Source organism: Mycobacterium sp. Root265 (assembly GCF_001428895.1).
Taxonomy (GTDB): Bacteria; Actinomycetota; Actinomycetes; order Mycobacteriales; family Mycobacteriaceae; genus Mycobacterium.
This window is the reverse complement of sequence record NZ_LMJA01000016.1, coordinates 1-14,194: the sequence shown is the minus strand read 5'-3', so window position 1 is coordinate 14,194 and position 14,194 is coordinate 1. Positions and strand designations below refer to the sequence as shown.

The window sequence follows — 14,194 nt, the reverse complement described above, 5'->3', positions numbered from 1 at the left end:
CGCACCGTGCGGCGCCGCCCGGTGCCGCACACCCGCACGGATGGCAACGTGGACCCCGGATGACATGAATTGCCCTGCTGGACACTCTCTTTCACGAGCCACGACGATCGCCCGCCCCCTGCTCCTGCCAACAGGCGAATCGCCGGCTCGCACATCTTGCGGGAACCGCCCATCGGGGATATTGTTGCGCGATACGCAGTAGTTGCTTAATGCGCAACAGGAGCCCCGGGTATGAACCACCCCAAAGTCGTCGTCATCGGCGCAGGAATCGTCGGCACGTCCCTGGCCGATGAACTGACCGCCCGCGGGTGCACAGACGTGACCGTCCTGGACCGCGGGCCGCTGTTCGCCACCGGCGGCTCCACGTCGCACGCCCCCGGCCTGGTGTTCCAGACCAACGGATCGAAGACCATGAGCGAGTTCGCGCGCTACACGGTGGAGAAGTTCGTCGGACTCGACGCGTTCAACCAGGTCGGCGGCCTCGAGGTGGCCACCACCGAAGCCCGCTGGACCGATCTGCACCGCAAGCACGGCTGGGCCCGGTCATGGGGAATCCAGGGCGAGCTCATCGATCCCCAGCAGTGCGCGGCCCTGCATCCACTGCTCGATGCCGACCGGATACTGGGCGGTTTCCACACCCCGTCCGATGGCCTGGCCAAGGCACTGCGCGCGGCCACCGCACAGGCCGAGCGCGCCATCGCCCGTGGCGCCCGGTTCCTCGGGCACCACGAAGTGGTGGACGTCCTCGATCGGGGCGGACGTGTCATCGGTGTCCGGACCGCCGCGGGCGACGAGTTCGCCGCCGACGTGGTGGTGTCGGCCGCCGGCTTCTGGGGTGCCGAACTCGGGGCGCGGGTCGGGCTGACGGTGCCGCTGGTCCCGATGGCACATCAGTACGCCAAGACCGGTCAGGTGGCTGCGCTGCGGCGCGAGGGACTGGCAGCGGACGACGCGCGGCTGCCGATCCTGCGCCACCAGGATCAGGACCTCTACTACCGCGAGCACGGCGACCGGCTGGGCATCGGATACTACGGGCACCGGCCGATGCCGGTGGAGATGACGACGTTGCTGACCGAGACGGCGGGTGAGGCAATGCCGTCGATGCTGCCGTTCACCGACGACGACTTCGCACCCGGCTGGGAGGCCAGCACCGAACTGCTTCCCGTGCTGAGTGATTCGAAGGTCGAGGAGGCCTTCAACGGCATCTTCTCGTTCACCCCCGACGGCTTCTCCCTGATGGGCGAACACCGCGAGCTACCCGGATTCTGGGTCGCCGAGGCGGTATGGGTCACGCATTCCGCCGGGGTGGCCAAGGCGATGGCCGAGTGGATCCTCGACGGCGCACCCGCCACCGACGTCCACGAATGCGACCTCTATCGGTTCGAGGAGCCGGCCAAGAGCCCGGAGTTCATCCTCAAGACCAGCTCGCAGGCCTTCGCCGAGGTGTACGACATCGTGCATCCGCACCAATACCGCACCGAACCGCGCGATCTGCGGGTCAGCCCGTTCCACGCCCGGCAGCGCGAACTCGGCGCGCATTTCTTCGAGGGCGGCTGCTGGGAGCGACCGGCCTGGTATGAGGCCAACGCCACGCTGGTGGGCGAACTCGCCGATACCGGGCTCGCGTTCCCGGACCGCGACGACTGGTCGGGCCGGTTCTACTCCCCCATTTCCATCGCCGAGGCGCGCTGGACCCGCGAGCACGTCGCTCTCTACGACATGACGCCGCTGACCCGCTACGAGGTAGGCGGACCCGGCGCGTGCGCATTCCTGCAGCACCTCACGACCAACAACGTCGACAAGCGCACCGGGTCGGTCACCTACACCCTGATGCTCGATGAATCCGGCGGCATCCGCGGCGATCTCACGGTCGCCCGCCTGGGCGACACCGTGTTCCAGGTGGGCGCAAACGGCCCACTGGACATGGACTGGATGCTGCGCCGGCTGCCGGAGACCGGGGTGACGGTACGGGACATCACCGGCGGCACCTGCTGCATCGGGGTGTGGGGGCCGCGCGCCCGCGACCTCGTCGCACCGTTGTGCGCGGCCGACATCTCCCACGAGTCGTTCGGCTACTTCCGCGCCCTCACGACATTCATCGGATCGGTCCCCGTCACGATGATGCGGGTCTCCTATGTCGGCGAATTGGGCTGGGAGATCTATGCTTCCGCCGAACACGGCCTCAAGTTGTGGGATCTGCTGGCCACGGCCGGCCGGCAGTACCGCGCGATCGCCGCCGGCCGCATCGCCTTCAACAGCCTCCGGATGGAAAAGGGCTACCGGTCCTGGGGCACCGATATGACCGCCGAACACCTACCGGCCGCGGCCGGTGTCGGGTTCGCGGTGTCGGGCAAGAAGGGTGACTTCCTCGGCAAGGCGGCACTGGACACCGCTCCCGCCCCGGCGAAGGTGCTGCGCAGCATCGTCTTCGATGACCCCCGCGCGGTGGTACTCGGCAAGGAGCCGGTCAGCATCGACGGCGCCGTGGGCGGCTATGTGACCAGCGCCGGATACTCGGCCACCCTCGGCCGCAGCATTGCCTACGCGTGGCTGCCCGCCGACACAGCGGTGGGTACGGCGGTGAGTGTGGCGTACCTGATGACCAACTTCTCGGCGACCGTGCATGCCGAGCCGGTCGTCGACCCCGACATGACGCTGATCCGGAGATGACGTGAGCGACAACAGTTATGACGTCATCGTCGTCGGGCTGGGCGGGATGGGCAGCGCCGCCACCTATCACCTGGCGCGGCGCGGGGTCCGGGTGCTCGGCCTGGAGAAGTTCACCCCGGCCCACGACCGCGGTTCCAGCCACGGCGGTTCGCGCATCATCCGGCAGTCCTATTTCGAGGACCCCGCCTATGTACCCCTGTTGCTGCGGGCCTATGAACTGTGGGCAGAACTACAGCAGAGCACCGGGCGGGAGGTGTACCGGCTCACCGGAGGCGTGTTCGTAGGCCCACCCGACTGCCTGACCGTCGCCGGCAGCCAACGCGCCGCGCTGCAATGGTCACTGCCGCACGAGATGCTGGATGCCGCCGAGCTCCGCCGTCGCTTCCCCACCTTCACCCCCAGCCCCGGCGATGTCGCTCTCTACGAGGCCAAGGCAGGCTTCGCCCGACCCGAGATGACCGTGCAGGCACATCTCGATCTGGCGGCACGCGAAGGCGCCACACTGCGCTTCGGCGAAGAGGTGCAGGTGTGGGCCGACGGCCCGCAGGGCGTGACGGTGACCACCGCGACCGGTAGCTACACCGCCGGGCAACTGGTGATCTGCCCGGGCGCCTGGGCGCCGGAACTCTTGAACGAGCTGGGTATTCCGATCACGATCGAGCGTCAGGTGCTGTACTGGCTGGACCCGGCCGGCGGAACGGCACCGTTCGAGGACCATCCGATCTTCATCCACGAGAACGCCGTCGGCCAGCAGATCTACGGGTTCCCGGCCATCGATGGACCTGCGGGCGGCGTCAAGGTGGCCTTCTTCCGCAAGGGCCAGGTGTGCACACCGGAAACCATCGACCGGACCGTGCACCCGCAAGAGATCGACGAGATGCGCGAACGGGCCATCCAGCTGCTGTCCGCGCTGACCGGCCCGGCGGTGCACACCGCAACCTGCATGTACTCGAACACCCCGGATGAGCATTTCGTCATCACCCGCCCGGATCGATTCACCAATGTCACGGTGGCATGCGGCTTCTCGGGACACGGGTTCAAATTCGTCCCGGTCGTCGGCGAGGTGCTGGCCGATCTGGCCACCACCGGGACCACCGCGCACCCCATCGGACTGTTCGACCCCACACGACTGGTGACCACATGACCACGATCGACGAATCGCGGCCCCTGCCGGCCGGCGCGCCCGCCGGCGGCAACCTGATGCCCACCCTGAGCGGCCGATACTATTACGAGACAGCGATATTCGAAGCCGAGCAGGACCGCATCTTCGAACGCATGTGGTTCTGCGCAGTACGCGGCGCGGATCTGCCCTCCCCCGGCGCGTTCCGCAGAATCCAGGTGGGCCGGGAGAGCGTACTCGTGGTGCGGGGCCGCGACGGTGCCCTGAATGCCTTCCTGAACGTCTGCCGGCACCGCGGGGCGATGCTGTGCTCCGAGGACTCCGGAGTGGTCAAGCGTCACCTGAAGTGCCCCTACCATGCGTGGACCTACGGACTGGACGGAAAGCTCTTCGCGGCACCGAATCTCGGCAGTCTGACCGATGAGAAGGGCGCACGTATCGACCGCACCGAATACGGGCTGGTGCCGGTGGCGCTGCGGGAATGGCTCGGCTATGCCTGGGTGTGCCTGGACGCCGAGCCGCCGTCCTTCGAAGACGAGGTCATCGGTGCCGTCACCGAGCGGCTCGGCAACCCCGAGGCCATCGAGCATTACGGTATCGCCGACCTGTCGGTGGGCCGGCGCATCGTCTACGACGTGGCGGCCAACTGGAAGCTGATCGTCGAGAACTTCATGGAGTGCTACCACTGCGCGTCCATCCACCCGGAACTCACCGAGGTGCTGCCGGAATTCGCCGGCGGACTGGCCGCGCAGTACTTCGTCGGGCACGGCGCCCTGTTCGGTGCGGACGTGGCGGGGTTCACCATCGACGGCAGCGCGGGACTGGACGCGATCCCTGGGGTGACGCCCGAGCAGGACCGCCGGTATTACGCGATCACCGTCCGGCCCACCGTGTTCATCAACCTCGTGCCCGACCATGTGATCTTCCACCGCATGTACCCGCTGGGCCCGGATCGCACGGTCGTCGAATGCGACTGGCTGTATCTGCCCGACGTGGTGGCCCAAGGCCGTGACCTGGAACGATCGGTGGAGCTTTTCCACCGGGTGAACGAGCAGGACTTCGACGCCTGCGAACGCACGCAGCCCACCATGTCCTCACGCGCGTACCGCAAGGGCGGCGTCCTGGTGCCCTCCGAGCACCATATCGGCGAGTTCCACCAGTGGATCGAGGAACGGTTGCGTGACCGGCCCGGATCGGGGGCGCCGGTATGACCGCGACCATTGTCTACACTGGTGCCGTCATGACTGCCGACACCGACGACGTTGCGCCGCGGGAGAAGTCCGTCGCGGCAGTGCAATCGGTGGACCGGGCGCTCATGGTGCTGGAGATCCTGGGCAAGCTGGGCACCGCCGGGGTCACCGAGATCGCCACCGAACTCGGCGTGCACAAGTCGACGGTGTCCCGGCTGATCACCGTCCTGGAGTCCCGCGGGTTCGTCGAACAACTCTCCGACCGCGGCAAGTACCGGCTGGGGTTCGCCCTGGTCCGGCTGGCCGGTTCCACCAGCGCACAGATGGACCTGGCCAAGCAGAGCCAGGCCACCTGCGACCGGCTCGCCGAACAGTGCGGCGAGACCATCAATGTGGCGATCCTGGACGGCGACAGGATCATCAACATCGTCGAGACGCTGGGTCCGGCGGAGATCACGCTGCGCACCTGGATCGGGCAGAACTGCCCCGCGCACGCAACCTCGAGCGGCAAGGCCCTGCTCTCGGCGCTGCCCGCCGAACGGGTGCGCGAGCTGACCGGTGACACGCTGGCGACCTTCACCGACAGCACCATCGCCGACAGCGTCGCGCTGGCCGCCGAGTTGGCCGAGGTCCGCCGCAAGGGGTGGGCCAGTGTGTGCGAGGAACTGGAGATCGGCCTCAATGCCGTCGGCGTTCCCGTTCGCGACAGCACCGGTAAAGCCATTGCCGCTCTGAGCGTTTCGGGGCCGGCATACCGTTTGGATCCCTCCCGATTCGACGAGGTGGCCGCGATGACCATGATGGCCGCTGAACAGATCAGCCGTCGCCTCGGGTTCACCGGCTGACTGGTCCGGCCGTGATCAGCGTCTTCGAGCTGTTCAAAGTCGGTATCGGACCGTCGAGTTCGCACACCGTCGGACCGATGCGCGCCGCCGACCGGTTCGTCGGATGGCTGTCCGACCGCGACCTGCTGAGCGCCACCGCCGGAGTTCAGGTGGAACTCTTCGGCTCGCTGGGCGCGACCGGCCAGGGGCATGGCTCGGTCACCGCTGTGATCCTCGGGCTGCTCGGCGAGCAGCCCGAGTCCGTTGACCCGGAGTCGATTCCGGACCGACTGGCGGCGGTGCGGGCCCAGGGCAAGCTTGCCCTCGGCGGCCGGCAGTCGGTGCCCTTCGCCGTGGACGAGGACATTGTGCTGCACGTGGGCACGTCGCTGGCCCACCACAGCAACGGGATGCTCTTCCGCGCCTCCGACGCGGCCGGCGACGTCCTTGCGACGCGTCAATACTTCTCCGTCGGTGGCGGATTCGTGGTCGACGAGGATGAAATCACCTCGGCCGCCATCAGCACCGACCGCGCGGTGCCGTACCCCTTCCGCACCTCGCACGAATTGCTCGACCTGACCGCGGGCACGGGTCTGCCCGTCAGCGCGCTGATGCTGGCCAACGAATCCGAGCTGCGGCCGGCCCCCCAGGTGCGTGAGGAACTGCTCGCCATCTGGGAGGTGATGCAGCAGTGCGTGAACCGCGGCCTGGTCCACGGCGGGGTGCTGCCGGGAGGACTGCGGGTGCGCCGCCGCGCCGCGGCGTGGCACCACGAGCTCGAAACGCATCCCGACGCGCGTGACCCCCTGGAGGCGATGGATTGGGTTGCGCTGTATGCCCTTGCGGTCAATGAGGAGAACGCCGCCGGCGGCCGGGTGGTGACCGCACCGACCAACGGGGCCGCGGGCATCGTGCCTGCGGTGCTGCACTACTGCCGCGATTTCGTCCCGGATTTCGATGACGACGCGGTGGTCCGGTTCCTGTTGACCGCGGGCGCCGTGGGCATCCTGTGCAAGACCAACGCATCCATCTCGGGAGCAGAGGTGGGCTGTCAGGGCGAGGTCGGTTCGGCGTGCGCGATGGCGGCGGCCGGTCTGGCCGAAGTGCTGGGCGGCACACCCGCCCAGGTGGAGAACGCCGCGGAGATCGGACTGGAGCACAATCTGGGCCTCACCTGCGATCCGGTCGGCGGTCTGGTGCAGATCCCGTGCATCGAACGCAACGCCGTGGCTTCGGTCAAGGCGATCACCGCGGCGCGAATGGCGTTGCGCGGCGACGGTATTCATCATGTTGACCTGGACACCGCCATCAAGACGATGCGCGACACCGGTGCCGACATGGCCGAGAAATACAAGGAGACCTCGCTGGGCGGCCTCGCGCTCAACGTCGTCGAATGCTGAGGAACGAACACGGTTTGGCACGCGCCCAGACCCAAAGTGTTGTTTAATACGCAACGAGTGCGTTATTCGCAACATGTCATCCATCTGACGTGAGGACAGCACGATGTCGCTCGACACGAACGGTGCCTCCGGGCCCGCGTCCGCTTCAGAACCCGACGACGTCGCCAACGTGGCCACCTCCCACCAAGAACATCCGTTGGCGCCCATCACCGGCCGCATCGCCCCCACCGACGCCAATCCCGGCCGCGACTGGGTGGTGTTCGGTGTCACCGGCGTCATCTCGATCGCCTTTGTGCTGTGGGGTCTGATCGACACCCCGGGGTTGTCCGCGGTGTCCGCGGGCACCAAGGACGCGGCCATCAAGGGCCTGGGCTGGTTCTTCGTCCTGGCGGCGAGCTTCTTCGTCGTCTTCGTGCTGTGGCTGGCCGCCAGCAAGTACGGCCGCATCCCGCTCGGCTGCGATGACGAAGAACCGGAGTTCAAGACCATCTCCTGGATCGCGATGATGTTCAGCGCGGGCATGGGTATCGGCCTGATGTTCTGGGGTGTCGCCGAGCCGCTGAATCATTTCGTCACCCCGCCTCCGGGCACCACCGAGGCACAGTCCGATGAGGCGTTCCAGACGGCGATGGCCACCACCATGTTCCACTGGGGCCTGCACCCGTGGGCCATCTACGCGGTGGTGGGGCTCGCGATCGGCTACGGGATGTACCGCAAGGGCCGGCCGGGGCTGTTGTCGGCGGCGTTCACCTCGCTGTTCGGTGACCGCGCAAACGGGCCCGCCGGCAAGGTCATCGACATCCTCGCGATCTTCGCGACCCTGTTCGGGTCCGCGGCCTCTCTCGGGCTCGGCGCCCTGCAGATCGGAGATGGGCTGGAGTTCAACGGCTGGGTGGGCACCGTGGGCACCCCGATCCTGGTGGCGATCATCGCGGTGCTGACGGTGGCGTTCATCCTGTCCGCGGTATCGGGCATCGCCCGCGGCATCCAGTGGCTGTCCAACATCAACATGGTGCTGGCTTTGATCCTGGCGGTGTTCGTGTTCGTCGCCGGCCCGACGTTGTTGATTCTCAACCTCGTTCCGAGCGCACTGGGTGACTACATCCGCGACTTCGTGGCCATGAGCGCCCGCACCGACGCCAACGGTGACGCCGAACTCGCGGCCTGGCTGTCGGGCTGGACCATCTTCTACTGGGCGTGGTGGGTGTCCTGGACTCCGTTCGTCGGCATGTTCATCGCCCGCATCAGCCGCGGCCGCACCATCCGGCAGTTCGTCACCGGCGTGCTGCTGGTCCCGACGACGGTCAGCCTGGTGTGGTTCGTCATCTTCGGCGGCGCGGGGATCGACCGGCAACGCACCGTCGGCGACATGGTCGACGCGGAAGGCGGCGTGGACAGCACCGGCGCGCTGTTCCAGTTGCTCGACACCATGCCGTTGGCGGGCATCACCACCGTGCTGGTGATGGTGCTGGTGGCCATCTTCTTCGTCTCCGGCGCCGACGCCGCCTCGATCGTCATGGGCTCGTTGTCCGAGAAGGGCTCTCATGAGCCCCGTCGTGCCACGGTGGTGTTCTGGGGTGCGCTCACCGGCGCCGTGGCCGCGATCATGCTGATCATCGGCGGGGGCGGCGCGGATGCGCTGACCGGCCTGCAGAACCTCACGATCGTTGCCGCGGTGCCGTTCGTCATCGTCATGGTGCTGCTGTGTGTGGCGCTCTACAAGGATCTGCGCACGGACCGGATCGTGGTGGTGGACCGGCGCAGCACCGAACTCGTCGAACGGGCAGTCGTCACCGGCGCCGGCCACTACGGCGACAACTTCGATCTGGTCACCCGATACCACAAGCTGGACTCGAACAAGCCGGAGTAGGTCAGCTCTTCACGATCCGCCACAGTCCCTCCCTGCACTCGACGCGACCGGCGATCTCCAGCAGCGCCAACGGGCCGAGCACCTGCTCGGCGGGCACTCCGGCGTCCACGGCGATCTGCTCGACACTGCGCAGACCCCGCGCGGGCAGCGCCTCGTACACCAGCGCCTCCTCCCGGGACAGCCCGTCCAGCGGGGTCCGCGGATGCTCGGGATCGTCGGCGAGTTCACCGATCCTCCCGACGATCTCGATGATCTCCTCGGCGCGACTGACTAGTTGCGTGGTTTTCCGGCGCAGCAGCACATGGCAGCCCGCCGACGCCGCCGAGGTCACCGGGCCGGGCACCGCACACACCACCCGTCCCATCACGTCCGCCCACGCAGCGGTGTTCGCGGCCCCGCTGCGCAGGCCCGCCTCCACCACGACCGTCGCACCGCTGAGCGCAGCCACCAGCCGGTTGCGGGTCAGGAAGCGGTGCCGCGCGGGCCGCACACCGGGCGGGTATTCGGTCACCACCAGACCGCTGCCGCACATCCGATGCAGCAACGCGGAATGTCCTGCGGGATAGGGCACATCGATCCCGCCGGCCAGCACCGCCACCGTGACCCCGTCGACACCGAGCGCCGCACGATGGGCGGCACCGTCGATGCCGTAGGCGCCGCCGGACACCACCGCGACATGGCGTTCGGCGAGCCCGGCGGACAGGTCGGCGGCGACGTGTTCGCCGTACGCGGTGGATGCCCGGGTGCCGACGATCGCTGCGGCCCGGGCGGCCACCTCGTCGAGTCGGGCCGGGCCGATCGCCCAGAGCACCATCGGGTGCCTGCCGGATTCCTTCTTCTGCACCGTCTCGCTGTCGAACACGGTGAAGGCCAGATGTGGCCACTCCGCATCGTCCGGGGTGATCAACCGGCCGCCGCGGCGGTCCAGCATCTCCAGATCTGCTGCGGCGCTGTCGATGTGAAAGCGCGCCTTGACGCGGCTCTGTAGCTCCTGGGGCGCACGACCGCCCCGAATTGCGGCCGCAGCCTCCACGGGACCGACATCGGCCACAAAGCCGGCCAGGCCTGCGCACGGAGACTCCGCCACCCGCGACAGATACGCCCACGCGCGCCGCACCGTGTCGTCGGTCATCACACACCGCCCTGCCGGAAGCTCAGCGCCATGGCGACATGATCCGGCGTCGGTGAGTTCACCCCGGCCAGATCGGCTATCGACCAGGCGATGCGCAGGGTACGGTCGGCACCGCGCAGGTTGAGCTTGCCGCGGTCGACTGCGGCGCGCAGCACCGCCATCGTGGCGTCACTGGGACGGTATTGCTGCCGCAGAGCAGGTCCCGGCACCTCGGCATTGGTCCGCACCCCGATCGGTTGCCACCGCTCGGCCGCCGCCGCGCGCGCCGCGGCCACCCTGCTGCGCACCGCCGCGGTCGATTCCCCCACCTCGTGGGTGAAGGCACCCGCCCGGATCGGATGCATCTCGACCCTCAGGTCGACCCGATCCACCAACGGGCCCGACAGCTTGCCCTGATAGCGACGCTTGGCGCCGGCATTGCACAGGCAGTCCGCCGGGTCGGTCGGCGCACACGGGCAGGGGTTGGCGGCCAGGATGAGCTGGAACCGCGCCGGGTAGCGCGCCACGCCGTCGCGGCGGGCCAGCCGGATCTCGCCCTCCTCCAAGGGGGTTCGCAGCGATTCCAGCACGTTGGTCCCGACTTCGGCGTATTCGTCGAGGAACAACACCCCGCGGTGTGCCCGGCTGACCGCACCCGGGCGCGCCATCCCGGTACCCCCGCCCACCATCGCGGCCACCGTCGAGGAGTGATGCGGGGCGATGAAGGGCGGACGGGTGATCAACGGAGTGTCGGGCGCCAGCGTCCCGGCGATCGAATGGATGGCGGTGACCTCGATGGCCTCCTCCTCCGTCAACGCCGGGAGCAGGCCCGGCACCCGTTGGGCCAGCATCGTTTTGCCGATTCCGGGCGGCCCGGTCAGCATGAGATGGTGCGCGCCCGCAGCGGCGACCTCCACCGCGACCCGCGCCGCCGTCTGACCGATCAGGTCCGCGAGGTCCCGGCACTCCGGCGGCACATACGGCGCCGCGTCGGTGATCCGTCCCGCCAGCTGTCCCTTCCCGCGAAACCACTCCTGCAACTGGCGCAAGGTCTGCACGCCCCACACATCGATGCCGTCCACCAGGCTGGCCTCGGCCAGATTGTCCAAGGGCACCACCACCGCCTGCCAGCCGTCGCGCTTGGCGGCCAACACCGCGGGCAGCACACCGTGGACCGGGCGGACCCGACCGTCAAGTGCGAGCTCGCCCAGCAACACCGTCTTCTCCAGCCGGGCCCACGACTTCTTCAGATGCGCCGCCAGCACCGCCGAGGCCAGCGCCAGGTCATACATCGAACCCACCTTGGGCAGCGTCGCCGGGGACAGCGCCAGCGTCAGCCGGGTATCCGGCCAACTGTTCCCGCAGTTGGTGATTGCCGCCCGGACCCGGTCGCGCGATTCCTGCAACGCGGTGTCGGGCAGCCCGACCAGGTGCACACCTGGCAACCCGCCGGTGATGTCGGCCTCGATCTCCACCGTGATGCCGTCCAGGCCCCGGATCGCGACGGCGAACGCTCGTCCCAGCGCCATCAGCCGACCGCCTGCAGATGTGTCAGCTCGGGTACCCGGGTGCGGCCGAACCGCACCCCGATCACGTCGATACGCACCCCCGACCAGCTACCGCCCCCACCGGCCAACCACAGACCCGCCAGGCGGCGCAGCCGACGCACCTTGTCCGGGGTGACGGCATAGGCGACCCCGCCGAACCGGTCAGTGGTGCGCGCCTTCACCTCGACGAAGATCACCACCCGGGCCGCCTCATCGAGGGCGATCACATCCAGTTCGCCGTACCGGCAACGCCAATTGCGCTCCAGCACCGTCAAACCCATTGCTTCGAGGTGCTGCACCGCCAGCTGCTCACCGAGTGCACCGATCTCGGCGCGAGTCCAGGTTTCCATGAACCCACCATCGCCACGGCCACCGACAGCACCGCGGCCAGAGACCGGAGAAAGCCCTAGTTATCCCCAATCACCGATTCATCCACAGGATCACCCCAGGGCGCCGGCGTCCTTCGCGACGATCGTCTCCACCTCAGCACGCACCCGCTCCAGCTCGGCGCGCTCCTGTTCGGAATACTCGCGGGCCGTGTCATCGAGCACACAGACCGTCCCGACCACCCGGCCCTCGCCGTCGTGCACCGCGACGCCCAGGTAGTTGTGCAGACCGAACTCGGTCTCGTCCTCGTTGCCGGCGAAGGTCTCATCGACCCGCGAATCCTGAACGAACAGCGCCTCGTCGGTGTTCACCACCCGTTCGCAGTACAGCGGAGTCCGGCCGGCGTCCTCGCCGGCCTTCTTACCGGCCGCGCCGACCGTGTAGTGCTGTGTCGCCTCACCGGCGGTGGCCGCGACCACCATGGCATCGGGCTCGGACCGCATCACGAGCACCGACTTGACGCCTAGCCGTGAGGCCAGCTCTTCGAGTTGAGGGGCGAGCGCAGACAGCGCCGGCGTGGAATCGGTGGCGAATGGTTCAGCGGGGGTCATGGCCGCGATTATGGTCACACCCCACCGGTTGCACAACCATTGTGCTCACCGGGCGGTCACATTCGCGAATACCTGGTCAGCGCAACGCTGTACAAGCCGTACGCGGCAAAACCGGCTGCCGCCGCCAACAACGTGGCCTGGCCGTACTCCGTCCGGCCCAGCGCTCTCACCGCCGCATCCAGTCCCGTCGCCCTCGACGGATCCTGCCAGAACAAAGCACCGAGCACGGAGATCCCCGCCGCGCAGAGCACGATGCCCTCTGCGACATGACCGACGATGCCCAGCGTTGTCATCAGCCGTCCGCCCGGCACCGTCAGGTCTCGCAGGAACATCCGAGATGCGCCCTTGTAGATGAAGTAGCCGCCGAATGCCGCGATCGCCACACCGGCGGCGACCAGAACGGCTTTACCCCCGCCGGACTGCATCAACCGGGCACTCAGTCCTTCCGCCCGCTCACTCCCCTGCCTTCCCACTCCCACCGCGAACTGCACCGCCGCGAATGCCAACGCCAGGTACGCGACCGCAAGTCCGGACGCCTTGAACCGGTTCACCAGCGACGTGTGCCGCTTGTCAGCGTGGTTGCTCTCGCCCGGATGCAGACCAAGCACAACCTCGGCCAGCCGCCACATCGACAGCGCGAACAAGCCGAACGCCACCACCCATAACGACATCGAACCGCCGCGCTGCTCCGCGAGTACCGCCAAAGCCCCCGTCTGGTCGGCCTCGCCCCGAAAACCGAAGGCGATCCGCACGATGATGTAGGCAATCAACAGATGCAGCAACCCACTCACGGGATAGCCGGCACGAGCGATCGACTCGACAGTGCGACTTTCAGTGGCACGGTTGACCGCGCCCTTGAACGCCATCCAGCCACTGCCAGGTCGAGCACCGTGCACGTCTACCCGCCTTGCATGTTCGAAAGGGATCCTCCGATCAACGGTATAGCGGCATGCTCTGCCGGACGGTTTCGGCCCGCGGCAATCTCCGCACGCTCACTCGATCCCGGCCGCCTCGTCCAGCTTCTGCAGCAACTGGTGGGCCGCCAACTCCACGGCCTTGTGTCGCCACTCGGCCGCGCGGTACACGCAGGCGATCAGACCGGAGCGGTGCACCCGCCGAAAGTCACCGTATACGAACGCATATCGTGCCTTGGTGTCATCGTTGGCGCCCTCGGTGAGACCGAGATGCCACCGCGCGTAGTCATCCCAGTCATGTTTGTCCAGGTACTCGTTCTGGGCATCGGCGCGGGGCTGCACGTCACCCCAGTCGCTGTCCAGCACGTACTGACGTTTGTCGATGAGGCTCTGCGCCCATTCCACTGCGGACGGGTTGACGTCATACTTCGCCATCACCTCATCCTGACGCACGGGCGCCTTGACCTCAATGCCCCTTGAGGTTCTACGTTGGCGTGGGTAACAACGACGAAAGGAACCCAGTGGCTGAATACACACTGCCAGAACTCGATTACGACTATGGCGCGCTGGAGCCCCACATTTCCGGGCAGATCAACGAGATCCACCACAG

At 67.7% G+C, this 14,194-nt stretch carries 12 protein-coding genes and 1 pseudogene; 7 read left to right on the top strand and 6 right to left on the bottom strand.

From position 1 onward, the window contains the following. The first annotated feature begins 231 nt into the window (after positions 1 to 231). The 6 genes from ASE48_RS15670 (at position 232) to ASE48_RS15645 (ending at position 9,074) form a co-directional block, all read left to right on the top strand. On the top strand, positions 232 to 2,670 hold the full coding sequence (locus tag ASE48_RS15670) for a GcvT family protein (protein ID WP_057168039.1): 2,439 nt from the start codon (positions 232 to 234) through the stop codon (positions 2,668 to 2,670). A gap of 46 nt (positions 2,671 to 2,716) precedes the next feature. Next, positions 2,717 to 3,814, top strand: coding sequence for an N-methyl-L-tryptophan oxidase (gene solA, locus ASE48_RS15665; protein WP_442928725.1), 1,098 nt, complete (start codon positions 2,717 to 2,719; stop codon positions 3,812 to 3,814). Then, the gene (locus ASE48_RS15660; protein WP_057168037.1) at positions 3,811 to 5,001 is read left to right on the top strand and encodes an aromatic ring-hydroxylating oxygenase subunit alpha; all 1,191 of its coding nucleotides are present in this window, start codon (positions 3,811 to 3,813) and stop codon (positions 4,999 to 5,001) included. Before solA ends, ASE48_RS15660 begins: the two co-directional genes overlap by 4 nt. Positions 5,002 to 5,030: 29 nt before the next feature. Next, positions 5,031 to 5,825 carry an IclR family transcriptional regulator gene (locus ASE48_RS15655; RefSeq protein ID WP_057168068.1) on the top strand — a complete coding sequence of 265 codons (795 nt, stop codon included), beginning with the start codon at positions 5,031 to 5,033 and terminating at the stop codon, positions 5,823 to 5,825. Positions 5,826 to 5,836: 11 nt separating this feature from the next. After that, positions 5,837 to 7,204 (top strand): L-serine ammonia-lyase, encoded by a 1,368-nt coding sequence (locus ASE48_RS15650; RefSeq protein ID WP_057168036.1) that lies wholly within the window; start codon positions 5,837 to 5,839, stop codon positions 7,202 to 7,204. A gap of 103 nt (positions 7,205 to 7,307) precedes the next feature. After that, entirely contained in the window at positions 7,308 to 9,074 is a 1,767-nt protein-coding gene (locus tag ASE48_RS15645; protein WP_082614218.1) for a BCCT family transporter, read from the top strand. 1 nt (position 9,075) lies between these two features. On the opposite strand, the gene dprA is transcribed toward ASE48_RS15645, so the two are convergent. The 6 genes from dprA to ASE48_RS15615 form a co-directional block, all read right to left on the bottom strand. After that, positions 9,076 to 10,206 (bottom strand): DNA-processing protein DprA, encoded by a 1,131-nt coding sequence (dprA, locus tag ASE48_RS15640; RefSeq protein WP_057168035.1) that lies wholly within the window; start codon positions 10,204 to 10,206, stop codon positions 9,076 to 9,078. Then, positions 10,206 to 11,714, bottom strand: a complete 1,509-nt coding sequence (locus ASE48_RS15635; RefSeq protein ID WP_057168034.1) for a YifB family Mg chelatase-like AAA ATPase — start codon at positions 11,712 to 11,714, stop codon at positions 10,206 to 10,208. Before ASE48_RS15635 ends, dprA begins: the two co-directional genes overlap by 1 nt. Next, the gene (locus ASE48_RS15630) at positions 11,714 to 12,082 is read right to left on the bottom strand and encodes a YraN family protein (protein ID WP_057168033.1); all 369 of its coding nucleotides are present in this window, start codon (positions 12,080 to 12,082) and stop codon (positions 11,714 to 11,716) included. The genes ASE48_RS15635 and ASE48_RS15630 overlap by 1 nt, the downstream gene beginning before the upstream one ends. A gap of 90 nt (positions 12,083 to 12,172) precedes the next feature. Further along, positions 12,173 to 12,670, bottom strand: a complete 498-nt coding sequence (locus tag ASE48_RS15625) for a GAF domain-containing protein (protein WP_057168032.1) — start codon at positions 12,668 to 12,670, stop codon at positions 12,173 to 12,175. A 56-nt stretch (positions 12,671 to 12,726) separates the two neighbouring features. Beyond that, on the bottom strand, positions 12,727 to 13,536 hold the full coding sequence (locus ASE48_RS15620) for a DUF1206 domain-containing protein (protein WP_057168031.1): 810 nt from the start codon (positions 13,534 to 13,536) through the stop codon (positions 12,727 to 12,729). Positions 13,537 to 13,662: 126 nt separating this feature from the next. Then, entirely contained in the window at positions 13,663 to 14,019 is a 357-nt protein-coding gene (locus tag ASE48_RS15615; protein WP_057168067.1) for a hypothetical protein, read from the bottom strand. Between the two features lie 86 nt (positions 14,020 to 14,105). Between ASE48_RS15615 and ASE48_RS32205 the strand changes: the two are divergent. Beyond that, positions 14,106 to 14,194 (top strand): annotated as a pseudogene (locus tag ASE48_RS32205) (superoxide dismutase); the annotation flags it as partial.

Bases quoted from the DNA above. Each gene is read 5' to 3' on its own strand.
- ASE48_RS15655 (WP_057168068.1), top strand. From the start codon at position 5,031: ATGACTGCCGACACCGACGACGTTGCGCCGCGGGAGAAGTCCGTCGCG.
- ASE48_RS15620 (WP_057168031.1), bottom strand. From the start codon at position 13,536: ATGGCGTTCAAGGGCGCGGTCAACCGTGCCACTGAAAGTCGCACTGTC.
- ASE48_RS15660 (WP_057168037.1), top strand. From the start codon at position 3,811: ATGACCACGATCGACGAATCGCGGCCCCTGCCGGCCGGCGCGCCCGCC.
- ASE48_RS15615 (WP_057168067.1), bottom strand. From the start codon at position 14,019: ATGGCGAAGTATGACGTCAACCCGTCCGCAGTGGAATGGGCGCAGAGC.
- ASE48_RS15625 (WP_057168032.1), bottom strand. From the start codon at position 12,670: ATGACCCCCGCTGAACCATTCGCCACCGATTCCACGCCGGCGCTGTCT.
- ASE48_RS15645 (WP_082614218.1), top strand. From the start codon at position 7,308: ATGTCGCTCGACACGAACGGTGCCTCCGGGCCCGCGTCCGCTTCAGAA.
- solA (WP_442928725.1), top strand. From the start codon at position 2,717: ATGGGCAGCGCCGCCACCTATCACCTGGCGCGGCGCGGGGTCCGGGTG.
- ASE48_RS15670 (WP_057168039.1), top strand. From the start codon at position 232: ATGAACCACCCCAAAGTCGTCGTCATCGGCGCAGGAATCGTCGGCACG.
- ASE48_RS15630 (WP_057168033.1), bottom strand. From the start codon at position 12,082: ATGGAAACCTGGACTCGCGCCGAGATCGGTGCACTCGGTGAGCAGCTG.
- ASE48_RS15635 (WP_057168034.1), bottom strand. From the start codon at position 11,714: ATGGCGCTGGGACGAGCGTTCGCCGTCGCGATCCGGGGCCTGGACGGC.
- dprA (WP_057168035.1), bottom strand. From the start codon at position 10,206: ATGACCGACGACACGGTGCGGCGCGCGTGGGCGTATCTGTCGCGGGTG.